The sequence below is a fragment of the Sporosarcina sp. Marseille-Q4063 genome (assembly GCF_018309085.1).
In the GTDB taxonomy this organism is placed as follows: Bacteria; Bacillota; Bacilli; order Bacillales_A; family Planococcaceae; genus Sporosarcina.
On sequence record NZ_CP070502.1, the window covers coordinates 3,415,322 to 3,440,365 of the forward strand.

Sequence of the window (25,044 nt, forward strand, 5' to 3'; positions counted from 1 at the left end):
GAAAATCTTGAAAAAAACTAAAGCAATATTAATTGGTGCGGGCGACAGAGGAGCTAAAGCGTATGCTCCTTATGCGATTAATTATCCACATGAATTGGAATTTGTTGCAGTTGCAGAATTGAATCCTGAAAAAAGAGAGGCGTTCGCAAAACAATTTTCACTGTCAGAAGGCCAGTGTTATGCAACTTGGGAAGAGTTGTTAAAGGAAGATATAAAAGCAGATGTTGCTATTATATGCACATTGGATAGGGACCATTATGAACCAACAATTAAGGCGATTCAAAAAGGATATCATGTATTATTGGAGAAGCCGATGTCGCCAGATCCAGCGGAATGTGTCTCAATGGTTGATGTTGCAAAGGAAAATAAAAAATTGTTAACGATTTGCCATGTGCTTAGGTATACACCTTTTTGGAATACAATCAAAAATATTATCGATGAAGGAAATATTGGAGAAATTGTCTCGATTCAACTGAATGAAAATGTTGAAGTGATGCATATGTCACATAGCTTCGTTCGCGGAAATTGGAATAATAGTGATGTCTCGAGTCCAATGATTTTACAAAAATCATGCCACGACATGGATATCTTAATGTATTTAATGGATCAAAAATGCAAACAAGTGAGTTCATTCGGCTCGTTGATGCATTTTAAAGAGTCCAATGCGCCTGTTGACGGACCTTTGCGTTGTTTAGACGGATGTCCGATTGAAAATGAATGTATCTTTCATGCAGGACATTATTACTTGGGTGAGGGGAAAGGGTGGGCGAAAAAATTTACAACGGATCATACAAGAGAGGGAATTATTCACGCGTTAAATACAACCCCTTACGGAAAATGCGTCTATAAATCAGATAATAATGTTGTCGATCATCAAGTCGTCAATTTGGAATTTGAGAATGGTGCAACAGCAACTTTTAGTATGTGTGGATTCACGAGGGAGCAAACTCGCATCGTTCAAATTATGGGCACAAAAGGTGAAATCAGAGGAAAAATGGATGAAAACGAAATATCTGTTTTTGATTTTCTAACGAAAAGTGAAACAATCATTAACTTAGCACGACAAACAAGTGGTCACGGTGGTGGCGATGAAGCGATTGTTAGGGATTTCCTAATGGAAGCTCGAAATTATCGAGGCGAAGAAGGGCGGCATTCTTCTGAAATTTCATTGGAAAGTCATTTACTTGCTTTTTGTGCTGAATCTTCAAGAGTTCAAGATGGTAAAGTCATAACGATTGATAGTTTTGTAGAAGGATTACGTTAATCTTATATTAGAAAGGTGTCGAATGCATTGTCTAAATTAATGGTTTCAGGAAAAGATTTATATTTAAACGATGAAAAAATCCAACTTATCTCAGGTGCCATTCACTATTTTAGAGTTGTGCCAGAATATTGGGAGGATCGATTGTTAAAATTAAAAGCTTGTGGCTTTAATTGTGTTGAAACCTATGTTCCTTGGAATTTACATGAGCCAAAAGAAGGGGAATTCAATTTTGAAGGACTAGCAAATATTGAAGAATTCATACGAATTGCAGACCGAGTAGGGCTTCATGTGATTGTTCGTCCGAGTCCATACATATGCGCGGAGTGGGAGTTTGGTGGATTACCTTCATGGCTCCTGGCAGATAGCAATATGAAATTCAGAACCTATTATGAGCCATACTTAGATAAAGTAGATAATTATTACGATGTCTTATTAAAAAAATTAGTACCGCTTTTACAAACAAATGGCGGTCCGATCATTGCCATGCAAATTGAAAATGAATATGGCAGTTTTGGAAATGATAAAAAGTACTTGAATTATATTAAAGATTCCCTGATTAAAAGAGGAATTGATGTCTTATTATTTACTTCCGATGGACCTACAGACTTGATGCTTCAAGGGGGCTCAGTTGAAGGGGTATTGGCAACTGTTAACTTTGGTTCCCGACCAAAAGAAGCCTTTGATAAGTTGCAATCGTATTTTCCAAATACGCCTAATATCGTAATGGAATACTGGAATGGCTGGTTCGATCACTGGGGCGAAGAACATCATGAACGAGATCCTGCTGAAACTGCACAAACATTTGAAGAAATGCTTGAGCGCGGGGATTCAGTTAACTTTTACATGTTCCATGGTGGCACTAACTTTGGTTTTTATAATGGTGCAAATTTCGATAAAGTGCATCAACCGACTGTTACGAGTTACGACTATGACTGCCCGATTAGTGAAACGGGTGATATTACACCAAAATTTCATGCCGTACGTGAGGCCGTTTCTAAACATAAAGATATTGGCGAATTAGTTTTGCCTGAGCCAATTCCTAAAATCGATTACGGAAAAGTTGAAATGACAGAAGTTGTCGGGTTATTTGATGCATTAGATATGATTAGCGAATCCGTTCAAAAAGCGAATCCAGAAACAATGGAGAAACTCGGACAGGCGTATGGTTTTACACTTTATCGAACATTTTTGGAAGGTCCCAAGGATGAAGCTGCATTAACCATACAAGAGGTTCGTGACCGTGCACTTGTTTTTATAGATAATGAATATAAAGGTGTTATCGATCGCTGGGATAATGAGACAATCTCATTTGCAGTGCCAAAAGAAGGTGTGCAAATCGACTTGCTCGTTGAAAATATGGGACGCATAAATTATGGACCTATGATGAATGATCCAAAAGGGATTACTGAAGGTGTTAGGTTTGAACGTCAATTTCTATTTGATTGGACGATGTACCCATTGCCAATGGATAATCTTCAAAATCTGTCATTTAGTAAACTGAATAATGAAGTGAATAAACCTACTTTCTACAAAGGAAATTTTGAAGTGGAAGAAGTTGGGGATACGTTTGTAGAACTCCCTGGCTGGGTAAAAGGGTTCGTCGTCGTAAATGGCTTTAATCTTGGTCGTTACTGGGAAATTGGGCCACAAGAAACATTGTATTTACCAGGTCCAATTTTGAAAAAAGGTGAGAACGAAATCATTATTTTCGAATTGCATCCGTCTGAAAATAAAGAAATAAACCTTATCGACACACATAAATTGGGGTAAGCTCCTATTTCGCACATTATGATATGAATTAGAAATAGTATATAATGTAGCTATATTCATAAATGATTGTAGAAATGGAAAAGGTGATTGTGTGGCCACAATTAAAGATATAGCGGAAAGAGCTGGCGTATCTTCTGCTACAGTTTCACGTGTACTCAATTTTGATGCAAGTTTGTCAGTTGCAGATGAAACGAAGAAAAGGGTATTCGAAGCGGCAGAAGAGTTAGATTATCGAAAGCGTACATCTAAAAAATATGTTCATCAAAAAATAGCTGTAATTCACTGGTATACAGAAAAAGAAGAATTAAATGATTTATATTATTTATCCATTCGGTTAGGGATTGAACAAAGATGTAAAGATATTGGTATGAATCCCGAAGTTTATTTTTTCGATAATATTAAGGATATTAACCCGGCAGAAATTGAAGGAATCATTGCTATTGGTAAATTCGGTCCCAAACAAGTCGATGAATTGACGGATATAAATCCACTTGTCGTTTTTGTCGATTATAGTCCAAACGAAGAAAAATTCGACACAATTGTCATTGATTTTGAAAAGGCAACGAATAAAATAATCGATTTTTTCATTGCAACTTCTCATCAGAAGATTGGCTTTATAGGCGGAAGAGAGTTGCTGAAGGGTCAAGAAAAACCAATAGAGGATCTGCGTGAAAATGCTTTTCAATCTTATATGAAAGAAAAAGGGTTGTATAATGACCGTTTTGTTTTTGTGGGTTCTTTTTCCGTCGAAGATGGCTATAATTTAATGCAACAAGCGATTGAAGAATTGGGCGAGGACTTACCTACCGCATTTTTCATCAGTAGTGATGTTATGGCAATCGGAAGTATGCGCGCCCTGCATGAAGCAAATATTGCTATTCCAGAACGAGTGAGCATCATTGGGATCAATGATATGTCTGTTTCAAAACATATGTACCCTTCACTGAGCACGATAAGAGTATATACAGAGATAATGGGTGAAGCGGCCGTGGATACATTATTAGAGAGATTAGAAGGTAGAAAAGTTGCAAAGAAAATAGTTGTCTCTACAAAACTAATCATCCGAAATAGTGTTAAGAAATAAACTGATTCGTTTTACTTTAGGAAGGTGCAAAACCTAATGGAGAAAAGCAGGATTCCGTTATACTTTCAGTTAATGCAAGAGTTGATTGATAAAATTGATAATGAAGTTTATGTTGAGCATGAAAAATTGCCGTCTGAACGTGAATTATGCACGATATATAATATGAGCCGCATCACAATTAGACAGGCATTACAAGAATTAGAACGAGAAAACTATATTTATAAAATGCATGGAAAAGGGACGTTTGTTGCTCCCAAATTGTACAATCAAAAATTAGTGAAGCTTTATAGTTTTACTGAAGAAATGAAAAAGTCAGGAAAAATACCATCGACAAAAGTGTTAGAATTTCATGAGATGGTTGCAGACGAACGATTAGCCAGTAAGATGGACATCAAGCCATTTGAGGAAGTTTTTCAAGTCATTCGTTTACGGTTAGCGGATGATGAACCGTTGATGTATGAAACATCGTATCTACCAAAAAAGATTTTTCCGAACCTGACACAAAAAGACGTAGTCGAAAAACCGATGTATTCCGTCTTTCTTGATGATTATCAGATTCAAGCTACGAAAGCATTTGAACGTTTTAAAGCGACAAGCGTCCGTTCCAAAGAGGCTGTCCATTTAAAAATGATCGAAAATCAACCAGCTATGCTAATTACGCGAAGCACCTATTATGAAAATACATTAATTGAATATACGATTAGTATAGCCCGTGGCGATAAGTTCGATTATACGGTTGAATTAACATAACTCTATTTAGTAGAGTTTTGTTTTACTATAACTGGTTATGACAACATAACCATCGGAGGGTGTAAATATGTTTAATATCACAGTAGATCAAATGACGAAGCAAAATGCAGTTCATACAACTGGGGAAATCCATCAACAACCAGCTGTTTGGCAAGAGTTAATCGAGGATTTTTTTGCACAACAAGCATCCTATAAAGAATTTCTTGAGACAATTTACAAAAAACATCAAAGCGTTCGTGTCATATTCACAGGCGCTGGAACTTCCGCGTTTGTAGGAGATACGCTTGTACCAGAATTGGCGAAACAAAATAATAGAAATATCCAGTTCGAATCGATTCCGACAACGGATATCGTATCGAACCCGACTGAGTATTTGTTTAAAGAACAACCAACCATTTTGGTATCGTTTGCAAGATCTGGAAATAGTCCCGAAAGTGTTGCAACGGTTTCACTTGGACAAGAAATTGTGGATGATTTTTATCAAGTGGTTATTACATGCAACAAGATTGGCCTATTAGCGGAAAATATCAAAGAGGATAAAAATAGTATTACTTTATTAATGCCTGAAAAAGCAAATGATCAATCATTAGCAATGACAAGTAGCTTCACAAGTATGATTATTGCAGGGTTTGCACTCTTTACAGACAATGTTTTTTCAAAAGAAGTTGCAAATCAAGTAATTGAAAGTGCTGAACAGTTGGTTGAAAACCTTGGAGATCGTATTGATGAAATACTTGAATTCGATTTTGAACGAATTGTCTATTTAGGTTCTGGTTTACTTGCGCAGTTATCTCATGAGGCAGCGTTAAAAATGCTTGAACTTTCAAATGGTCAAGTTGTTGCGATTCATGAATCATCACTCGGTTTTCGTCATGGACCGAAATCGATTTTAAATGATCAATCCGCCGTGGTTTTATTTGTCTCACAAAATCCATATACGCGAAAATACGATCTTGATATTTTAAGAGAGTTAGCGGCTGCGGATACTTTTAAAATTATTGCTTTAACTGAAACAAAAGATGATGAGGTTGCGGAACTTGCGAATTGGCAACTAACCGTCAATCGTGGATCAAAACCATTTGCGAATGACTTTAATCTTTCGTTGCTCTATGCTATTTTTGCACAAGTATTAGCTTTAAAAAAATCACTACAATTAGGGATTACCCCAGATAATCCAAGTCCGGATGGGTTAATCAGTCGCGTCGTAAAAGGCGTCACCATATATGACTATCAGTAAGCAAAGAACAGCATTCAGCTTAAAACAATGGAGGAATTAGGATGGGGTATGTACAAAACACGAAGGAAATGTTAATCAAAGCAAGAGAAGAAGGTTATGCGGTTCCTGCATTTAATATTCATAACCTCGAAACGATTCAAGTCGTAGTTGAAGCTGCTGCGGAATTAAGATCACCGTTGATCTTGGCTGCAACACCTGGAACAATGGATTACGCGGGGCGAGCATACATTCAAGCTATCGCGGAAATTGCAGCTAAAGAACATGATATTCCTATCGCATTACATTTAGATCATCATGAAACGTTAGCATCAATTACAGAATCGCTAAATCTTGGTGTTAAATCTGTCATGATTGATGGGTCACATGGATTGTTTGAAGATAATATTGCAATTTCCAAAGCAGTTGTAAACGAAGCACATAAATTCGGTGCAACTGTAGAGGCTGAACTAGGGAAGCTGGTCGGTCAAGAAGATGATATTATTGTGAAAGCAGAAGATGCAGAGTATACGGACCCAGATATGGCGAAAGAGTTTAGTGAAAGAACTGGTATTGATTCTTTGGCAGTTGCGATTGGAACAGGGCATGGCTTATATGAAACGAAACCGAATCTCGATTTTGACCGTTTACGTAAAATTCGTGATGTTGTCGATATTCCGCTCGTTCTGCACGGTGCTTCAGGTATTTCGAAAGAGGATGTCCGAAAATGTATTTCACTTGGTTGTGCAAAAGTGAATGTTTCGACAGAGTTAAAGATTCCATTCTCGAATTCATTACGGGAGTTCTTAATCGAAAATCCGAATGAATCGGATACGAGAAGATATATGGGACCAGCTAAAGAAGCGATGAAGAAAGTCGCAATGGAAAAAATTGAAATGTGTATGAGTAACGGAAAAGCCTAAAGAAATGGAGTGAGAGATTATTTCTCACTCCATTTGACTCTATGGAAGTAAATTTGAATTAGATGAAGAGGGGATAAAAGATGATTTTAACTTTGACATTAAATCCTGCTGTTGATATTAGTTATAAGCTAGATCGTTTGGAATTAGATGTGGTTAATCGAGTGGCGAGTGTTTCAAAAACTGCAGGGGGTAAAGGCTTAAATGTTGCTCGGGTATTGCATCAGCTTGGTGAAGAAGTTGCTGCATCGGGTTTTTTGGGTGGCAGCTTGGGAAGTTTTATAAGCGCAGAACTTCAGGTAATTGGAATCAATGATTTTTTTGTTCCGATACAAGGAGAAACAAGAAATTGTATCGCTATTCTCCATGAAGGTAAGCAGACAGAAATTCTAGAAAGCGGACCAATCATTTCAGAAGTTGAGGCTGGATTTTTCCTTGGGAAATTTGAGGAATATATACAGCAAGTAGATTTAGTAACGATTTCTGGTAGTTTGCCTAAAGGTTTATCAGTTGATTTCTACGCTAAATTAATCGAAATCTCAAATCGCTATGAAACGAAGGTGTTATTGGATACGAATGGGACATTGTTAACTTCAACATTAAACAGTACCAGTAAACCGTATCTCATTAAACCAAATGAGGAGGAAATGGCAGAGTTACTTGGGAAATCTACTATTGACGAAGTTGAAATAATTGGAGCATTAGAGAGCATGTTATTTACTGATATTCCTTGGGTTGTAGTGACCCTTGGAGCGAACGGTGCAATCGTAAAACACAATAAAACCATCTATCGAGCTGCTCTACCGAAAGTTAACGCTATCAATCCAGTCGGCTCGGGTGATTCAGTTGTTGCAGGATTCGCTGCTGGAATAACTCGCGGCTTGACCGATGAAGAATTAATAAAGTTCGGGCTTACTATGGGTGTACTTAATGCACTAGAAGATAAAACTGGTTATATTAATATAGAGAAAGTAGAGACAGTTTCAAGCCAAATCGAAGTGAAAAGTACCAGCATTCATTAATTGGATTTACGAGAGGAAGTTGTTTCTTGGGAGATTTATATTTAACAAATGCCACGATTGTTCTAGAAAATAGGGTTTTGTCAAAAGGTTTTATTCATATAATCGGTGAGCGGATTGAGTCGGTTGGAGAGATGGAAGCCTGCCCGCCAATAAGTGATTTGGATAAAATATACGACTGTTCAGATAAACAATATGTAATCCCAGGAATGATTGATATTCATGTCCATGGAGCAGCTGGATATGATTTTATGGATGGAAATACGAAAGCAGTTGAAGCGATTGCTTTTGCTCTAACAAAAGAGGGTGTTACCTCCTTTCTAGCAACAACCATAACCAATCCAGTTGATTATACAAGTAATGCAATCGGAAATCTTAATTCTTACAGTGTGCACAATAATAAACCTGGCGTAGCAGAATTAGTCGGCATTCATTTAGAAGGCCCTTTTATTAATAAAGAACAAAAAGGTGCACAGCCTGAAGAGAGTATTTTACCTCCTAATGTTGTGCTTTTTAAAGAATGGCAAGAGTTGTCGGGGAATACTATTAAAATTATTACATATGCACCGGAGTTAGATATAAATTTTGAGCTTCTAACTGAACTTAATAAGACAGAAGTTATTCCCTCTATGGGGCATACAAATGCAACTTATGATGAATCTATTCATGCGATTCATAACGGGGTTTCTCATGCCACGCATTTGTTTAATGGGATGAAGGGGTTTCATCATCGTGAACCGGGGGTTGTTGGAGCGGTTCTTCTGCGGGATGATGTGTACGTTGAAATCATTCCAGACGGGATTCATTTTCATTCTGATTTAGTAAAGCTTATTGTCAAGATGAAAGGGCTTGAAAAAGTGTTGGTCATTACGGATGGAATGCGTGCAAAAGGGTTGCCAGATGGTAATTATGATTTGGGTGGACAGGAAGTAATTGTTAGTGATGGAAGTTGTTTGTTAGTGTCCACCGGTTCATTGGCTGGGAGTGTTGTAACGATGAATAACGCTCGCTTGAATCTAGTAGAATGGCTTGATTTATCAATCGTTGAACAAGTGCAGGTGACCTCCGTTAACCAAGCCAAACGTTTAGAAATTTTTGATCGCAAAGGATCTATTGAAGCTGGAAAAGATGCTGATCTAGTAGTTCTCGGTTCAGATGGTCAAATCGAATTAACAATTTGTAGAGGGAAGATTTCTTATCAGCGAGAATCCTAATCGATTAAAATATGCCTGTTAGCGGATTTTACCTTAAAGGTAATTATAAATAAAGAACGTCTATTCAAAACCTTTTTAGGTAATGAATAGACGTTTTATGATTTGGTAGATTAAACAAGTAATTTCGTAACCTTACGAGAAATTTCATGTGTATTTATCGTCGACTCAACTTGTCTATTCTTCACACTGTTAATAAACTCTTCAACTTCATAATACATCGTGTCAAACTCGTGTTTAACAGAAATATCCTCAGTTCGACCATCTCTGTATTTAATAACCACTTGCTGTGGATCACTAATTTTGTCAATTTCAATGACGCCATTTTCACCTTGAATTTCACTCGGTAAAAATGAATCGGAAATCTTCGAGTACATCACAACGGCTTCAAAGCCGTCATAATTCAAAATCATGCTGCCTTGACCTTCCGCGCCTGTGGACAGTAAATAGTTATTTTTCAAAACAGAAATAGGTTCGCCGACTAAATGTACAATCGGCGCAATCGCATAGACCCCTAAATCCGTCTTCGCGCCATTGCCTAACTCAGGTTTAAACGCATTCTCTATAATGCCATCCTTGTAACTGTCGTACCGAGAAGAATATTGATTGTAATGAAAGACAAAGCGACGTATCGCGCCAATTTTGTCCAAGTTCTTTTTTAAATTAAGGAAAGATGGTGTAACCGTCGACTTCATAGCCTCCATAAATGTAACACCATATTGCTGGGATGCTTCAATCACTTGATCCATTTCTTCAACAGTCGTGACAGCAGGCTTTTCGCAAAGGACATGAATGCCATTTTCCATTGCCAATATACTTTGTTCCGCATGAAACGCATTCGGCGAAGCGATATAAACCGCATCAATATTCCCACTCTGGAACATCTCTTCCATATTCGTATACACATTTTGAACATGATGTTTTTCTGCAAATGCTCTGCCAGTTTCCTCAGTCCGCGAATAAATCGCTCCAACAGCAAACTCTTGATGCGCACTTGCTGCTTTTATAAATCGATCTGTTATCCAATTTGTTCCGATAATACCAAATTTCATAGAATAATCTTCTCCTGTCCTCTAATAGTAAATCCTATATTTAGTATTATACAGGAAAATAACAAAGTAAAATATTGGCTATTTATCTGTGATATAATTAGACAAAAGAAATAATTGGAGGAATACATATGAAAAAAGTTCGCTGGGGAGTATTAAGTACTGCAGGAATCGCACAAAAAGAACAAATTCCGGCGTTTTTAAGATCGTCGAATGCTGTTGTCACAGCAATCGCGACAGGTAGTGGAATTGAAAAAGCGTTAGAAGTGGCAAAGCGTTTTGGAATAGACAAGACATACGATAGTTATGAAAAATTACTTGATGATCCAGATATCGATGCAGTGTATATCCCACTGCCAAATCATTTACATAAGAAATGGGTTATTGAAGCAGCAAAAAAAGGCAAACATATTTTATGCGAAAAGCCAGCAGCTATCAGTGCGGATGAAGTTCGTGAAATGGAACAAGCGTGTAAAGAAAACGGCGTTCTATTCATGGAAGCCTTCATGTATTATTTCCATCCTCAGCACGCCCGAGTTAAAGAAATTATCGATGCGAGTGAAATTGGCGATGTTTCTTATATGCAAGCAGGTTTTTCGTTTTATTTGGATGAAAGCAGAAGAGCAAATTCAATTAAAATGAGCGACGAAACTGGCGGCGGTTCCATATATGATGTCGGCTGTTACGCCATTCATTCACTCCGAAACATTTTACGGGCTGAACCTGAAACTGTTCACGTTCATGCAGTGATGGATCCAGAATTCAATATCGATACAGATGCAGTCGGCTATTTAACGTTTCCAAATGGTGTACGCGCAACATTCGATTGCAGTTTCAATCTAGCCATGCGTAATGAATACAAAGTGTTCGGTACGAAAGGCACCATAACCGTTCCAAGAGCATACCGTCCAGACAATAACGGCGGCGATGGTTTAATAATCGTTGAAACGAATGGCGTTTCGCGTACGGAAACATTAAATGATGATCAATACCGAGGTCAAATCGAACATCTCTCTCAAGCTATATTAGAAGGGAAAAACCATATAGCACATGATTTTGTGAATACATTAAATAATATGCGCGTGATTGATGCTTGTATGGAGTCAATTGAAACTGGCAATCAAGTGAAATTATCATAGTCAACAAGGTCCCTAATTTGCATATACAAATTAGGGGCCTAATTTGAATAAAACAAATTAGGGATTAATTTATCAAGAAAATAGGTTGGTGACCGAATGAAAAAGTCCACAAAAAGAATCCTTTATAGTGTCGGCCTCACTATTTTTCTAATGAGCTTTTTAGGAATGATCTATTATGGTTATAAAACTTTTTATATTGAAAAAGACACTGTTACTTCAAAAGAATACGCCCATCATTTCGTCTTAATTGCTGAAGAAATTGACAATGAATATTGGCGGCTTGTCGAGCGTGGCGCATTGAGAGCTGCCGAAGAACATGACATTTACTTAGAATATTTAGGGCCGCCAAAAGCGGATAATGACCAGCTCCTTAGACTATTGGACCGAATGATATCTGCCAAAGTGGACGGCATCATAACGCAAGGCGTGGAAGGTCAACAATTCGTTGATTTGGTGTTTAAAGGCGTCGAACGGGGAATTCCGATTATCACTGTCGACACGGATGTGAAAAGCAGTGTTCGGAAGGCTTATGTCGGAACGGATAATTATTATGCCGGGCAGCTTGCTGGAAGAACGATTATTGAAAACACGACGGGCGAACAATATGTCGGCATCGTGATGGGGCGTTTTGATGCGATCAATCAACAAGAAAGAATCGAAGGTTTTAAAGATGCGATCAAAACAGCTGACCGCATTGAGATTGTCGGCAGAAAAGAATCGAACATTACTCAAATTGGAGCAGCGCAAGCGACTTACTCATTATTGAAAGAGTTTCCGAAGATCAATGCGCTCGTTGGGACGAGTGCGCTTGATGGAATCGGCATGGTCGAAGGATTACAAGAAATCGCGCCGAATAAGGATGTCTATATCACTGCTTTTGATGTCTTGCCAGAGACTTTAATGTTAATTCAAAAAGGGAAAATCGATGCGACGGTTGCGCAGTATCCAGAAGAGATGGGCTACGGGGCGATTGAAGTGATGATTGAATTACAAGCGCATGACGTCTTGAATACTGAAGTCTTTACGCGAACAAAAATAATCGATAAAGGCGATGTCGATGGATTAAGACCCGGTGATCCAAAATGAAAACAATTCGCGGGAAGTTATTAATGTACTTTTTCGTATTTGTCATCCTGTTTCAAGTGACTGCGATTTCCATTTTCGTCAGTTCTAATGAATTAACCAATAAATATAATGAAAGTTTTCAACGATTTTTATTGTTGAATTCAGTTTCTCAAAAGTCAGATGAACTATATGCGCTTACAAGGATCTATGTGATAGAGCCGGAAGATGAAAATGCAACCAGTTATTTCAAGAAAAAAGCCGGGCTCACAGCTGAAAAGGAAAATTTAAGAAGTCTTTATGCGTTAAATGAAAATATTAAAATCAAAAACTATATCAATCTAGTCGATACATTTATTCATGAAAGTGAACTGACAGTTGGATTTGTTTTGAAAGAAGATATTGAACACTATACGAATCATCTTGAAGAAGTGAGAGTGGCTTCGGGTTATATTCAAGAGTCTGCGCTTGAATTGATCGATGTTGAATTAACGGCTTACCAAGCTTATTACAAGGACTTGCAAGAAAGAAATAGACATTTTATAACGTTCATCATCTTTTTATTTATAACGACAATTGCTCTAGCAATCTTTTTTGCAATCTGGTTTTCAACGGGAATTACGAGCCCGCTTCATAAGTTATCTCATGCGGCAAAGGAAGTGGCTAAGGGGGATTTACTGGGCGAGGCTGTGGAAATTCAATCGAATGATGAGTTGCGAATACTCGGGGATGCCTTTAATAATATGCGTTCCAATATTCATGAATTGGTGAAAGAAATCAAAGACCAATCGGAGCTTGATCAATTGCTTAAAGAAATGGAATTAAAGCATTTGCAAAATCAAATTAATCCACATTTTTTATTTAACACTTTAAATACGATTTCAAAAATGGCTTATTTAGAAGATGCGAACTCGACTTCCAGATTAATCGATTCAGTGGCTGCACTACTGCGGCATAGCTTAGGCGAAATCGATGATCAAGTTACGTTGAAAGATGAAGTGAATATCGTTCAAGATTATTTTAGAATTCAACAAACTCGTTTTTCAGAAAGAGTTCAATTCATCACGAAAATTGATGAGACATGTCTGGGTATCGAAATCCCGCGTTTAACGCTTCAACCATTAGTTGAAAATGCATTTATTCATGGGATTGAAGAACGTGAAGAAGGCGGCGTCATTTCGATTCGGGTAGAACAGACAGAAGAATCCGTCGTCATTGAAGTAAGCGATGATGGGGAGGGCATTGACCAAGAAAAGATTGAAAGCTTGTTGTCTCTCTCAACCGTTAGAGATGAGCATGTAGGGCATTCAACAGGCATAGGGTTGACCAATGTCATTCGGAGATTGCAGCTTTTTTACAAGACGGACAATGTAGTTGAAATTGAGTCAGAAAAAGGACAATGGACAACGATTCGGTTGACTTTGCCTAAAATTAGTAAGGGGGCTATCTAATGAGAATCTTGATTGCTGAAGATGAATTACTAGAGAGAAAAGCGATGAAGAAATTCATCCAAGATAATTTTAGGGATATGGAAGTCGTTGGCGAAGCTGTGAATGGGCGAAAAGCAATTGAGTTAGCAAAAGAAATGGAACCCGATGTTATTTTTATGGACATTAAGATGCCGGGTATCAACGGTTTGGAAGCGATTGAGAAAATCCATTCGATGCGGCCGAAGACTAAATTTATTTTGGTCTCGGCTTATGATACGTTCGAGTATGCGAAGCAAGCGATGCAATTTGGCATTAAAGATTATATTTTAAAGCCTGGTAAAAAAGAAGAAATTATTACTGCGCTATTTCGTCTGAAAAAAGAAGTTTTGAATGAAGCGAAAATGGAAGAAGAGAAACGGCAGTCCGAGCAGCTTTTGAAAGAGAGTTTTATTCGAAAGCTGATGAAACAACCTCTCGTTGAAGATGCGTTTGAATTGAAAAAACAATTATACCCGCAAATGAAATCGGGTTACTTTTTTGTGGTGACCTCCGTTAATCTGCTGGAAGAGAAAATGATTGTTGAAATCATTGGGAAGCATGTACTGGATTCATTCATCGTCTTTAAAGAAAACGATGTTGTTACTGTTGGGGTGTTTGTAAATGGCTCTGTTATAAAGGCAGATCAATTGCTGATAGCTAGAAAGCTGCAAATTGAGCTTGGGGATGATGTTTTTATCGGGATTGGGCATATTGCCGACTCTCTTGAAAACTTTCCTCTGTCTTACCGGGAAGCGTATGCGGCAAATTTTCAACTTAAAAACGAAAAGAAATCCAATTACGGATTCCCGCAAAAAGATGTAAATCATCATCAAGATATCGTTTCAAAAATAGTACAGGAGATTGAAAAAGGGAAGCGTGATAATGCCATCGCGATTTTTAAAGAAAATGAACCGCAATTAACGATGGTTGATAAAGAAAATTTATATATTGACATTCAAACTATGCTTGTGAAGAAAAATCTTTCAATCACAACGGGCTCAATTTCGACTTTGCAGTCAAATGATGACTGGGCTATTTATATGAATGTCTGCTGTAATAAAGTGAATGAATACTACGAGTCAAAGCAGTCGATGACAATCGCGAAAGAATATATTATGACGCATTACGGGGAATCTATTTCGCTTGAAGATATAGCCGAATTGGTGAATTTAAGTCCAAATTACTTTTCCAATTTATTTAAAGAAGAGTTCGGTGAAACGTATATCGAGTTTTTAACGAAAATACGAATGGAACAAGCCAAGGAATTGATCGGAAAAAATACATATTCCTTGAAAGAGATTAGTTTTATGGTTGGCTATAAAGATCCGAACTACTTTAGCCGCGTTTTTAAAAGGTATTTTCATACTTCACCAAAGCATTTTCAAGACAGCATCTTTGAAAAGTGAAGGTAAACGTAAAATAATGCAGATATTCATTCCCATTCAATGTTTGAATTGTTTTACTATAAGAGTTGTAAGCGCTATCAATTGAAGGGGGAACATTAATGAAAAAAATACTTGGATTTTTAGTATTATCACTCGTACTTGTTGTCTCTGCCTGTAGTTCAGATTCCGATTCCGGAAAAAAGTCTGAAAAGGGCGGGGAAAATGCAGATGGTGCAGTTGAAATCTTTAGTTGGTGGACTGGTGCCGGTGAAGAAGATGGTCTTTTAGCATTAATCGATTTATTCAACGAGCTTCACCCAGACATTGAAGTTAAAAATGCTGCAGTTGCCGGGGGTGCTGGAACAAACGCGAAAGCAGTTCTAGCGACTAGAATGCAAGGAAATGATCCGCCATCAACATTCCAAGTGCATGGTGGGGAAGAGCTGAACAAAAGTTGGGTTGCCGCGGATAAAATGGAACCGCTAAATGATTTATATAAAGAAAATGATTGGATGGATAAATTCCCGGAAGCATTGATTGATCTAGTCAGTAACGAGGGCAATATCTATTCGGTTCCTGTAAATATTCACCGTGGGAACGTCATTTTCTATAATATGGAGATTTTTGAAGAACATGGAATTGAAGTGCCGACAACATTGGACGAATTTTTCACTGTTGCTGAGAAATTAAAAGACGCTGGTGTTACGCCGTTAGCACTGGGTGATAAAGAGACGTGGGAAGCTACACAAATTTTTGAAAACGTACTTGCTGCCGAATTGGGAACAGAAGATTATATTAAATTGTTTTCTGGCGAACTTGATTTCACGGATAGCAGAGTCGTCAGTGCTGCCGAGAAGTTCGGAAAAATCCTTGATTATGTGAATGACGATCATGCTTCACGTAACTGGCAAGACTCCGCACAGCTAGTCGCTGAAGGAGAAGCTGCAATGCTTAATATGGGCGACTGGGCGAAAGGTTATTTCGTTAATGACCTAAAGCTAGTTACGAATGAAGACTATGGTTACTTTGCATTCCCGGGTACTGATGGTGACTTTGCTGTCATCACGGATACATTTGGACTTCCAAAAGGAGTCGATAATGTTGAGTCAACGAAGGAGTTTTTAACGGTTCTTGGTTCTGTTGAAGGTCAAGATGCATTTAACCCATTAAAAGGATCGATTCCAGCGAGAATTGATGCGGATCCTTCAAAGTATGATGATTACGGGAAAGATACTATTGAAGACTTTAAGACTGCTAACTTATTTCCAAGTCTTGCACACGGATCGGCAGCATCTGAAGGTTTCGTGACGAAAGCGAATCAAGCCGTCAATATTTTTGTAACGCAAAGAGATGTCGATAACTTTATCGATGCTTTACAAAATGCAGCACCTGATATGTAAAGAAAATTAGGGGCGGCCATCTATCGGCAGCCCCTTCTCTTTTCATGAATACATATGAACCTCAAACTGAGGAGGGTTTAACTTGGAGAAAGATATACCGGTACGAAAGAAAAGGAAACTATCGAATGATCATCTAACGGCAATCGCTTTTTTAATTCCGTCTGTTATTTTAATTTTAGTTTTTGTCTACGGATTTATAAGTTGGACGGGGTATCTTTCATTAAGTAATTATAATACGATTGTTCCGGATTTCTCATTTGCTGGATTAAAAAACTATATTTATTTGTTCAATGATTTCCGTTTTCAAGCGGATTTGCGTAACACTTTATTCTTTACGATTCTTTTTATTGGTGCCGTAATTTTACTTGGCCTAGGGTTAGCGATTTTATTGGATCAAAAACTAAAAGGTGAATCCGTCTTTAGAAATATCTTTTTATTTCCAATGGCATTATCTTTTATCGTGACTGGGGTTGTCTGGCAGTGGTTATTGCACCCATCAACTGGGTTCAATAAGTTTTTAATCCATTTTGGGATTGAACCGAAATGGTATACCGATACAAACATATTGGCCGGATTTAAATGGGGAAGTATTGAGTTCGGCTTGCCTGTTGCCATTATTGCAGTCGTTATCGCCGCTGTTTGGCAAATGACGGGTTTTTCATTGGCGATGTATTTAGCGGGATTACGCGGGATTGACGAAGAATTGCGTGAAGCTGCGAGAATGGACGGGGCTAGCGAGTTCCAAGTGTACCGGAAAATTGTACTACCGATTCTTATGCCAATTACGATGAGTGTTGTCATTATTATGGCGCATATCTCGTTGAAAATATTTGATTTGATTTATGCGATGACAGGGTCCGGTGCGAACTTTGTCACGGATGTTCCTGGATTGTATATGTTTGAAACGACGTTTAGAGGAAACTATTATGCAAATGGCGCCGCGATTGCAATTATCATGTTACTGTTAGTCGCCGTATTTATTGTCCCTTATTTATGGAATAGTAGAAAGGGTGAAAGCTAATGGCGACATTACGAATTGGAAACGTAGTTAAATATGGATTGTTAATACTTGTGTCACTGCTATTTTTAACGCCGGTTTATGTAATTATCGTGACAAGTATTAAACCGCTTGATCAGGTTTCGCTTTCACAAATGTGGACTTTGCCGACAGCGATTGACTTTAGTTCGTATAAGATGGCGTTTGATAGTTTAAAGCCGAACCTGTTGAATAGTTTGTACCTGGTCATTCCTGCGACATTGTTATCGGCTTTGTTAGGTGCTATGAATGGCTATATTTTGTCGAAGTGGAAGTTTAGAGGATCTGATATCATCTTTACGTTCATTTTGTTTGGGATGTTTATTCCTTATCAAAGTATTTTAATCCCGATGATTCAATTTTTACGGAATATTGAGCTGTATAATACAATTCCAGGGTTAGTGCTGGTTCATGTTGTTTATGGCCTGCCGATCACGACGTTGATGTTCCGGAATTTTTATGCGAGTATTCCGGATGAGATGATTGAGTCGGCTCAAATCGATGGAGCAAACTTTTTAGGTGTGTTTAAGAATATTATCATACCTTTGTCGATCACGGGTTTTGTGGTTGTAGCGATATGGCAATTCACGAATATTTGGAATGAATTCCTGTTTGCTGTGACGATAACGACGGGGGATAAGCAGCCGGTTATGGTTGCTTTGCAAAACTTGTCGGGCAGTCAGATTGTTCAGTGGAACGTCCAAATGGCCGGCGCATTACTTGCCGCGTTGCCGACTTTGATTGTGTATGTTTTTCTTGGTAAGTATTTTGTTCGGGGATTGTTGGCGGGGTCTGTTAAGGGGTAAGGTTACTAACTTGGCAATCTGGAAATAGTCCAATATATATTTAGAGTGAGTACTTGAAGGGTTCAATATTCAAGTACTCTTTTTTATTCGAGTCGTTGATTTCCATTTCAGGCGGACGCTTTCCTGCGGGCGAGCGCCGAGCCGCTTCCCTCGCTGCGCTCAGTCCAGGGTCTCGGCTGTCTCGCTTTATTCCGCGGGAGTCGCCACCTTCCATTCCAATCAACTAATATCATTGCACGGAGTGAGTTATTAATTTTTAGGTACCTGTGCAAGACACTATTCGAAAAATACACTACAATTGCATAAAATGAAAAGGGGATATCGACTAAATAACGCTTTGTCGATTTCCCCTTGGCTTTTTATCCAAAGTCCTGAATTGTCATAATTGCACCATGCACAGGTACCTCTTTAATTTAGAAATCTTTAGTAACCAAATCAAGTTAGACATTTCCAACTAAAGAAACATCAATAATCTATCAAGTTTAAACCAGCGCCGAAGCGAATTTAATAGAGGTTTCTCTGTACAATCTATTTAGCTTGAAGCATTACAACGGATCAAATAAATCAACTAAAAGTAAAGCAACAGCACCCTTAAGCGTCGCATCATCACCAAGTTTCGAGACTGATATAGCTGTTTGTTTAGCCTTTGGCGTTAACGCACGGTTTTCTATGGATTTACGAATCTCTGGTAAAATCAGTTTCCCGGATTTTGTTACGCCTCCGCTAAGAACAATCTTTTCAGGGTTTATAATATGGATAAGATTTGTTAGTCCAACTCCAATTATTTCTCCTGTTTCCTTAAATACCGATGCGATATTTTCATCGCCAATCACTGCTAATTCATAAATCTGTTCTCCGGATAAATCATGTTGATTCTTAGTTATAAACTTTTGTGCGCGTCTAGCAATGGCGGGTCCAGTGATAAATGTTTGCAAGCACCCCGGGTTGCCGCATTCACAAACCTCACCATTTAAATCAATCGTCATATGGCCGACTTCTCCGGCTATATCGTGTGAACCGTGATACAAGTTCCCGTTCATGACAAGTCCGGCCCCGACACCTCTACCGATATTGACAACTAACATGCTTTCAAGTGGACCGTGGTCTCCGAACCAAGATTCTCCCAATGCGATAGCACGTGCGTCATTTTCAACTTTCACATCTAAATCAAATTCCTTTTCCAATTCTTCTTTGATTGGGATATTTTTCAAACCTAAAATAGGTGCCACCAGCGATGTTCCAGTTTCAACTTCGACAACACCATGCATGGCGACCCCTATTCCGATAATTTTATCGTTGGATGTAGGGGAGCCGCCTATACAAGTTCGAATGCATTCTTTGAGAATCGTCAGGAACTGTTTATTGGTAATCGAGGTTGTTAATTTATTAGAAGACCTATTGCTAATTTTGCCTGATAAATCCGCCATGACACACTCAATCATATCTGGGCCGATATCCACACCGACAATCGAGAACGCTGAGTTATCGATTAGAAGCATTGTCGGCTTTCGGCCACCTTGCGATTTCCCAAGTTCACTTTCTTTCACGATTCCTTGTTCAATTAACTCTTTCACATTGCTACTCACTGTTGGTGGTGTTAGTTTTGTTTCCTTAGCAATTTGCGCTCTCGAAATTGGTGCATCCGTCCGTATTTTATTTAAAATAATAGATTTATTTACTGATTTCATCCATTGAAAGGTACCTTGTCGCATAACAAATCTCCTTTAATCTATTTTAAATGTAAACACGGTTTGTTTTTCGTATGTTTCATCTGCCTTCAGAATGACTGTAGGAAATCCTTCATGATGCAAGGAGGCGGGGGCCGCTTGGGTTTCAAAACATACGCCTAAATACTTTTCGGAATTTCTTTCAGCTAGCTCAAAACCTTCTTCAAGATTAGTTGATGTGTACATAACTACGCCAGGCTGATTCGTTTTAATAGTCATCATGCGGCCACTTGTTTTTTCTCTTACAATCATTTGCTCGTCATTGGTTTGATTGAAAATGAAATAATGATCATAACCATTCTTTGCAACAAGGTTTTGCTCGTAAGTGGATTCAATCCCGTCAGCAATTTTTCGACCCTGACGAAAATCAAATGGCGTATCAGTCACATCAATCTTTTTCCCAGTTGGAATCAATTCCATATCAAGTTCTACAAACTCATCGCTGTTCATTGTAACGATATGATTTTGGACAGTATCGGCTAAATTACCACTCAAATTAAAATAAGAATGATTGGTTATTGTTAATGCTGTTGTCTTATCTGTCGTGGCGGAATAATCAATGATAAGTTCATTGTGATTCGTCAATGTATAGATGACTGTCGTATTCAAATTACCAGGATATCCACCGTCGCCATCTTCACTTGAATGCGTCAATTTTACGCCGACTGTGTGGGCTGTTTGGAAGGTGGCAGCTTCCCAAATGATTTGATTAAAGCCACCTGGTCCGCCATGTAAATGATGCCTTCCCTCATTTGATTCCAAAGAATAGGTTTCATCATTAATGGTAAAACTCGCATCTTGAATTCTTCCTGCAACACGACCAGTAATCGCGCCGAAGTAATTCGGATTTTGTTCGTAATCGGGCAGGTTTTTATAGCCGAGTACGACATTTTCAAAAACACCACTTCGATTGGGAACGAGAATTTCAGTAATGATACCACCGAAGTTCAATAAACTAACGCGCATCCCGTTGTCATTCGTTATTTTATAGTGTTGCCAACCATTCTTAGTTTTTTCTATCTCTATTTTCATCCTATTGGCCCCTATTCATTTAATCTGTCGATAAACCTTTCATAATCAGCTTTCACCTTGAAAACGCCTGCATCTTTGAGGACCCTAGCGAACTTGTTTCCAAGTTCTTTTTCTATGATTGATTCAATTTCTTCTATATTAGATATTTCACCGTAGTTCTTTTTCATCTGATCTACCCAGTCGTTATGATAAGGGGCTACTTCACTAGGTTGACCTAGTAAGTATTTCTTGATTTCCTCTAATTCATCCTTCAGGCGTGCGGGTAAAACCGCGAGTCCCATTACTTCAATCAAGCCGATGTTTTCTTTCTTTATATGATGGACATCTTCATGAGGATGGAAAATTCCAAGCGGATGCTCATCAGTTGTTCTGTTGTTTCGAAGGACTAGATCGAGTTCGAATAATCCGTCCCGCATGCGCGCAATCGGCGTAATCGTATTATGCGGAGTGTCGCCGCTAAACGCAAGAATGGCGGCATCTTCGTCACTATAACCTTTCCATGCAGTCAGAACGTAATCGGCAGCATCTACTAAAGTCTGGATGTCGGCGCTTTGCAATCGAATCGTTGATAACGGCCAATCCAAGACAGATGCAGTTATGTTCGGAAACTTTTCAAATTGAAATGAAAAAGCATTTTTAGCTCGAGTCATCGGAAATTCGTATCTTCCTGCTTGGTAATGATCGTGACTTAAAATAGACCCGCCGACGATTGGTAAATCAGCATTTGAACCAATAAAATAATGCGGGAATTTTTCTATAAACGCCAGCAATCGTTCAAAAGATTCTTTACTAATCTTCATATTCCGATGCTCGCCGCATAGTACGATACTATGTTCGTTATAATAAACATACGGTGAATATTGCAAGTACCAGTTTTCATTTCCAAGCGGAATTTCAACGATGCGATGATTTGCTCTCGCAGGATAGGCTGTGCGTCCTTCATAGCCTTCGTTTTCAATGCATAATAAACATTTCGGATAATTTATATCGCTTTTCAATTCAAGTTCCCGTTTAATTTGTTCGGGATCTTTTTCAGGTTTTGACATATTGATTGTAATATCCATTTCACCATAGATTGTTTCGGCTTTAAAATGAATGTTTTTCTGAATGCGATTCATCTGAATATAGTTGCTGTTTTTACTTAATTCGTAAAAATAGTCTGTTGCATCTTGTGGTGATTTTTCATATTTGTTTTGGAACGTGCTATTAATAACGGAAGGTCTAGCCACAAAGCAGTTCATAATGTTTGCTGAGAGAATTTCTTTATCGTCAAAAACATTCTCGATTACATTACTTTCAACTGCATAAGAAATAATTTTTTTGAGTAGATTCGGGATTGTGTCCTCTGTATTGTTGTTATTTGTTTCAGGAAAAGATTCTAGATTGAGCAGGGCAAGTACTTGGTTGCGTACATAAATCTGATCTGCTTCTTCGATTAACTTTGTATCGATTCCTTTTTGAATCAAACCACTAATATGTTGGTAAATCATTTACTTCACATCCTTTTCAAAGCCGTTTGGGTTGGCAACATGCCAGTTCCAAGCATCTTCGATAATATTTTCGATAGAAGTCCGAGTCGGTTTCCAGCCTAGTATGGTTGAAGCTTTTTCCGAACTCGCGACTAGCGTGCTCGGATCTCCCGCGCGGCGCTCTCCTGACTTTTCAGGTATCTCTTTTCCAGTCACTTTACGTGCGGCATCAATCATTTCTTTCACAGAGAATCCCTGATTGCTTCCAAGATTGAAAATATCACTTTTCCCGCCTTTGTTTAAATAGTTTAGCGCTAAAAGATGCGCATTGATAAGGTCTTCGACGTGGACATAGTCACGAATGCAAGTACCATCAGGCGTGTCGTAATCCTCACCGAAAACAGTAATATGAGAACGTTTGCCGAGTGCAACTTCTAATATGATAGGCACTAAGTGCGTTTCCGGACGATGATCTTCACCGATTTCACCAGATTCCCGAGCCCCTGCAACGTTGAAATAACGTAAGGAAACATATTGAATTCCGTATGCTTGGTCGCACCATTTCATCATTTTCTCCATCGCTAATTTCGTTTCCCCATACGCATTCGTTGGGTTCGTTCTGACTTCTTCAGTAATTGGTATCGTGTCTGGTTCGCCGTAAGTTGCGGCTGTTGACGAAAAGACGATTTTCTTAACGCTGAATTCATTCATTACTTGTAATAAAACCTGTGTTCCGTAAACGTTGTTATCGAAGTATTCGAGCGGTTTTTCCATTGATTCGCCGACAAGTGAATTTGCAGCAAAATGAACGACGGCGTCAATCGATTCCTTTTCAAAGACATCCCGCATAAATTCGATGTTGCGAATATCACCTTCGTAAAATGTTGCGTCAGGATGAATTGCTTTTCGATTACCGGTTTGAAGGTTATCGATAATAATGACGTCTAATTTTTGGTCGATGAGTTGGTAAACGGCATGAGAACCGATATATCCGGCCCCGCCTAAAACTAATACACTCATTTCGCACACTCCTCTGTAATTTCTTTTGCCCCGTCACCAATTGTTGCTACGTAGAAAGATGGCGGGTAACCTATTTTAGTAGTGTAGATATTGTCTAGATTGTTTTTAAAATTATCGATTTGATCTTTTTCGACGATTGCGATGGCACAACCGCCAAATCCTGCGCCGGTCATGCGTGCACCGATAACCCCCGGTTGCTCCCATGCTGCACTTACAATGGTATCTAGTTCAAGTCCGGTAACTTCATAGTCGACTTGAAGCGATTTATGCGATTCATTCATTAATTCGCCAAAAGCATCAAGATCACCAAGTTCAAGTTTTTTAGCGGCTTCAATCGTTCGTTGGTTTTCATACACTGCATGTTTTGCACGTTTTTGGTTGACTTCATTGTTAATCAAGTGTTTGTGCTGTTCAAATTCTTCATTAGTCAGATCGCCAAAACTGTGAATGGAAAGTTCTGTTTGCAAATCCGCTAACGCTTGCTCGCATTGAGTACGGCGTTCATTGTATTTAGAGCCCGCTAGTGTCCGTTGTTTATTGGTGTTAATAATGATAATCACATGGTTATCGAGTTTTATCGGCGCGTATTGATAGTCGAGCGTTTGGCTGTTTAATAGAATGGCATGATCACTTTTGCCTTTTCCAACGGCGAATTGATCCATAATCCCGCTATTGACACCGATATAATCGTTTTCAACTTTTTGACCGATTTGAATCATCTTGATGCGGTCGATTACCAAGTCGAATAACCCTTCAAGTACAACACCAGTAACCATTTCAATTGAAGCAGAAGAGGAGAGTCCGGCACCGTTCGGGATGTTTCCGTAAAATAAGATATCCATTCCCCTAGTTATTTCGAAGCCGCTTTCTCGGATAAATTTAATCATCCCTTTAGGGAAGTTCGCCCAATTATGTGCGTCATCATAATCCAGGTTATTTAAATCACATTCAATGATCCCGGAGTCTGGGAAGTTTAATGAATAAAACCGCAGTTTTTGGTCATCACGAGTTTGCGCGAGTGCATAGGTGCCGAATGATATGGAAGCAGGGAAGACGTGCCCTCCGTTATAATCCGTATGTTCACCAATCAGGTTTATCCGCCCAGGTGCAAAAAATATACGTGGTGTATTCGTATTATCGAATATCGTTTGAAACTCATGAAGCAAGTCGGGATTTTTCAATTGTAATGCCTCCTACAGAACTTAATAAATTAATTTAA

At 38.6% G+C, this 25,044-nt stretch carries 21 protein-coding genes; 15 read left to right on the plus strand and 6 right to left on the minus strand.

The genetic code is table 11. The annotated features are described in order from the left end of the window. The first annotated feature begins 7 nt into the window (after positions 1–7). The 8 genes from JSQ81_RS17280 (at position 8) to nagA (ending at position 9,234) form a co-directional block, all read left to right on the plus strand. Complete coding sequence (locus tag JSQ81_RS17280) at positions 8–1,264, plus strand: Gfo/Idh/MocA family protein (RefSeq protein WP_212605238.1); 1,257 nt, start codon at positions 8–10, stop codon at positions 1,262–1,264. Positions 1,265–1,291: 27 nt separating this feature from the next. Beyond that, complete coding sequence (locus JSQ81_RS17285; RefSeq protein WP_371812448.1) at positions 1,292–3,034, plus strand: glycoside hydrolase family 35 protein; 1,743 nt, start codon at positions 1,292–1,294, stop codon at positions 3,032–3,034. 91 nt (positions 3,035–3,125) lie between these two features. Further along, positions 3,126–4,118, plus strand: coding sequence for a LacI family DNA-binding transcriptional regulator (locus tag JSQ81_RS17290; protein ID WP_212605239.1), 993 nt, complete (start codon positions 3,126–3,128; stop codon positions 4,116–4,118). A 36-nt stretch (positions 4,119–4,154) separates the two neighbouring features. Further along, positions 4,155–4,868 (plus strand): GntR family transcriptional regulator, encoded by a 714-nt coding sequence (locus JSQ81_RS17295; RefSeq protein WP_212605240.1) that lies wholly within the window; start codon positions 4,155–4,157, stop codon positions 4,866–4,868. 67 nt (positions 4,869–4,935) lie between these two features. Beyond that, entirely contained in the window at positions 4,936–6,105 is a 1,170-nt protein-coding gene (locus JSQ81_RS17300) for an SIS domain-containing protein (protein ID WP_212605241.1), read from the plus strand. A 41-nt stretch (positions 6,106–6,146) separates the two neighbouring features. Beyond that, the gene (locus tag JSQ81_RS17305) at positions 6,147–7,004 is read left to right on the plus strand and encodes a tagatose-bisphosphate aldolase subunit GatY (protein WP_212605242.1); all 858 of its coding nucleotides are present in this window, start codon (positions 6,147–6,149) and stop codon (positions 7,002–7,004) included. 80 nt (positions 7,005–7,084) lie between these two features. Next, a complete protein-coding gene (locus tag JSQ81_RS17310) occupies positions 7,085–8,023 on the plus strand; it encodes a hexose kinase (RefSeq protein WP_212605243.1) in 939 nt (312 codons plus the stop codon). 26 nt (positions 8,024–8,049) lie between these two features. Next, entirely contained in the window at positions 8,050–9,234 is a 1,185-nt protein-coding gene (nagA, locus tag JSQ81_RS17315; protein ID WP_212605244.1) for an N-acetylglucosamine-6-phosphate deacetylase, read from the plus strand. A 110-nt stretch (positions 9,235–9,344) separates the two neighbouring features. On the opposite strand, the gene JSQ81_RS17320 is transcribed toward nagA, so the two are convergent. Beyond that, a complete protein-coding gene (locus tag JSQ81_RS17320) occupies positions 9,345–10,283 on the minus strand; it encodes a Gfo/Idh/MocA family protein (RefSeq protein ID WP_212605245.1) in 939 nt (312 codons plus the stop codon). A gap of 128 nt (positions 10,284–10,411) precedes the next feature. Between JSQ81_RS17320 and JSQ81_RS17325 the strand changes: the two genes are divergently transcribed. The 7 genes from JSQ81_RS17325 (at position 10,412) to JSQ81_RS17355 (ending at position 18,577) form a co-directional block, all read left to right on the plus strand. Next, positions 10,412–11,419, plus strand: coding sequence for a Gfo/Idh/MocA family protein (locus tag JSQ81_RS17325; protein WP_212605246.1), 1,008 nt, complete (start codon positions 10,412–10,414; stop codon positions 11,417–11,419). Positions 11,420–11,515: 96 nt separating this feature from the next. Next, positions 11,516–12,505: a sugar-binding protein gene (locus tag JSQ81_RS17330; RefSeq protein ID WP_212605247.1), complete on the plus strand. Its 990-nt coding sequence runs from the start codon at positions 11,516–11,518 to the stop codon at positions 12,503–12,505. After that, positions 12,502–13,932, plus strand: a complete 1,431-nt coding sequence (locus JSQ81_RS17335) for a sensor histidine kinase (RefSeq protein ID WP_212605248.1) — start codon at positions 12,502–12,504, stop codon at positions 13,930–13,932. Before JSQ81_RS17330 ends, JSQ81_RS17335 begins: the two co-directional genes overlap by 4 nt. Further along, positions 13,932–15,356: a response regulator gene (locus JSQ81_RS17340; RefSeq protein ID WP_212605249.1), complete on the plus strand. Its 1,425-nt coding sequence runs from the start codon at positions 13,932–13,934 to the stop codon at positions 15,354–15,356. Before JSQ81_RS17335 ends, JSQ81_RS17340 begins: the two co-directional genes overlap by 1 nt. A gap of 98 nt (positions 15,357–15,454) precedes the next feature. Continuing rightward, entirely contained in the window at positions 15,455–16,735 is a 1,281-nt protein-coding gene (locus JSQ81_RS17345) for an ABC transporter substrate-binding protein (RefSeq protein WP_212605250.1), read from the plus strand. An 82-nt stretch (positions 16,736–16,817) separates the two neighbouring features. After that, complete coding sequence (locus JSQ81_RS17350; protein WP_212605251.1) at positions 16,818–17,756, plus strand: carbohydrate ABC transporter permease; 939 nt, start codon at positions 16,818–16,820, stop codon at positions 17,754–17,756. Then, the gene (locus JSQ81_RS17355; protein ID WP_212605252.1) at positions 17,756–18,577 is read left to right on the plus strand and encodes a carbohydrate ABC transporter permease; all 822 of its coding nucleotides are present in this window, start codon (positions 17,756–17,758) and stop codon (positions 18,575–18,577) included. The genes JSQ81_RS17350 and JSQ81_RS17355 overlap by 1 nt, the downstream gene beginning before the upstream one ends. A gap of 545 nt (positions 18,578–19,122) precedes the next feature. On the opposite strand, the gene JSQ81_RS17360 is transcribed toward JSQ81_RS17355, so the two are convergent. Genes JSQ81_RS17360 through JSQ81_RS17380 form a run of 5 tightly spaced genes read right to left on the minus strand, consistent with a single transcriptional unit; the run spans position 19,123 to position 25,006 of the window. Further along, the gene (locus JSQ81_RS17360; RefSeq protein WP_212605253.1) at positions 19,123–20,289 is read right to left on the minus strand and encodes an ROK family transcriptional regulator; all 1,167 of its coding nucleotides are present in this window, start codon (positions 20,287–20,289) and stop codon (positions 19,123–19,125) included. A gap of 12 nt (positions 20,290–20,301) precedes the next feature. Continuing rightward, positions 20,302–21,336, minus strand: coding sequence for an aldose epimerase family protein (locus JSQ81_RS17365; protein ID WP_212605254.1), 1,035 nt, complete (start codon positions 21,334–21,336; stop codon positions 20,302–20,304). 11 nt (positions 21,337–21,347) lie between these two features. Then, positions 21,348–22,826: a UDP-glucose--hexose-1-phosphate uridylyltransferase gene (galT, locus tag JSQ81_RS17370; protein WP_212605255.1), complete on the minus strand. Its 1,479-nt coding sequence runs from the start codon at positions 22,824–22,826 to the stop codon at positions 21,348–21,350. Then, a complete protein-coding gene (gene galE, locus JSQ81_RS17375; RefSeq protein WP_212605256.1) occupies positions 22,827–23,825 on the minus strand; it encodes a UDP-glucose 4-epimerase GalE in 999 nt (332 codons plus the stop codon). Next, positions 23,822–25,006 (minus strand): galactokinase, encoded by a 1,185-nt coding sequence (locus JSQ81_RS17380; protein WP_212605257.1) that lies wholly within the window; start codon positions 25,004–25,006, stop codon positions 23,822–23,824. The genes galE and JSQ81_RS17380 overlap by 4 nt, the downstream gene beginning before the upstream one ends. Positions 25,007–25,044 lie beyond the last annotated feature (38 nt).

What these genes read in the sequence shown, in the direction of transcription:
- JSQ81_RS17295 (WP_212605240.1), top strand. Translation starts at nt 4,155, where the DNA reads ATGGAGAAAAGCAGGATTCCGTTATACTTTCAGTTAATGCAAGAGTTG.
- JSQ81_RS17300 (WP_212605241.1), top strand. Translation starts at nt 4,936, where the DNA reads ATGTTTAATATCACAGTAGATCAAATGACGAAGCAAAATGCAGTTCAT.
- JSQ81_RS17305 (WP_212605242.1), top strand. Translation starts at nt 6,147, where the DNA reads ATGGGGTATGTACAAAACACGAAGGAAATGTTAATCAAAGCAAGAGAA.
- JSQ81_RS17310 (WP_212605243.1), top strand. Translation starts at nt 7,085, where the DNA reads ATGATTTTAACTTTGACATTAAATCCTGCTGTTGATATTAGTTATAAG.
- JSQ81_RS17320 (WP_212605245.1), bottom strand. Translation starts at nt 10,283, where the DNA reads ATGAAATTTGGTATTATCGGAACAAATTGGATAACAGATCGATTTATA.
- JSQ81_RS17325 (WP_212605246.1), top strand. Translation starts at nt 10,412, where the DNA reads ATGAAAAAAGTTCGCTGGGGAGTATTAAGTACTGCAGGAATCGCACAA.
- JSQ81_RS17330 (WP_212605247.1), top strand. Translation starts at nt 11,516, where the DNA reads ATGAAAAAGTCCACAAAAAGAATCCTTTATAGTGTCGGCCTCACTATT.
- JSQ81_RS17335 (WP_212605248.1), top strand. Translation starts at nt 12,502, where the DNA reads ATGAAAACAATTCGCGGGAAGTTATTAATGTACTTTTTCGTATTTGTC.
- JSQ81_RS17340 (WP_212605249.1), top strand. Translation starts at nt 13,932, where the DNA reads ATGAGAATCTTGATTGCTGAAGATGAATTACTAGAGAGAAAAGCGATG.
- JSQ81_RS17345 (WP_212605250.1), top strand. Translation starts at nt 15,455, where the DNA reads ATGAAAAAAATACTTGGATTTTTAGTATTATCACTCGTACTTGTTGTC.
- JSQ81_RS17355 (WP_212605252.1), top strand. Translation starts at nt 17,756, where the DNA reads ATGGCGACATTACGAATTGGAAACGTAGTTAAATATGGATTGTTAATA.
- JSQ81_RS17360 (WP_212605253.1), bottom strand. Translation starts at nt 20,289, where the DNA reads ATGCGACAAGGTACCTTTCAATGGATGAAATCAGTAAATAAATCTATT.
- JSQ81_RS17365 (WP_212605254.1), bottom strand. Translation starts at nt 21,336, where the DNA reads ATGAAAATAGAGATAGAAAAAACTAAGAATGGTTGGCAACACTATAAA.
- galT (WP_212605255.1), bottom strand. Translation starts at nt 22,826, where the DNA reads ATGATTTACCAACATATTAGTGGTTTGATTCAAAAAGGAATCGATACA.
- galE (WP_212605256.1), bottom strand. Translation starts at nt 23,825, where the DNA reads ATGAGTGTATTAGTTTTAGGCGGGGCCGGATATATCGGTTCTCATGCC.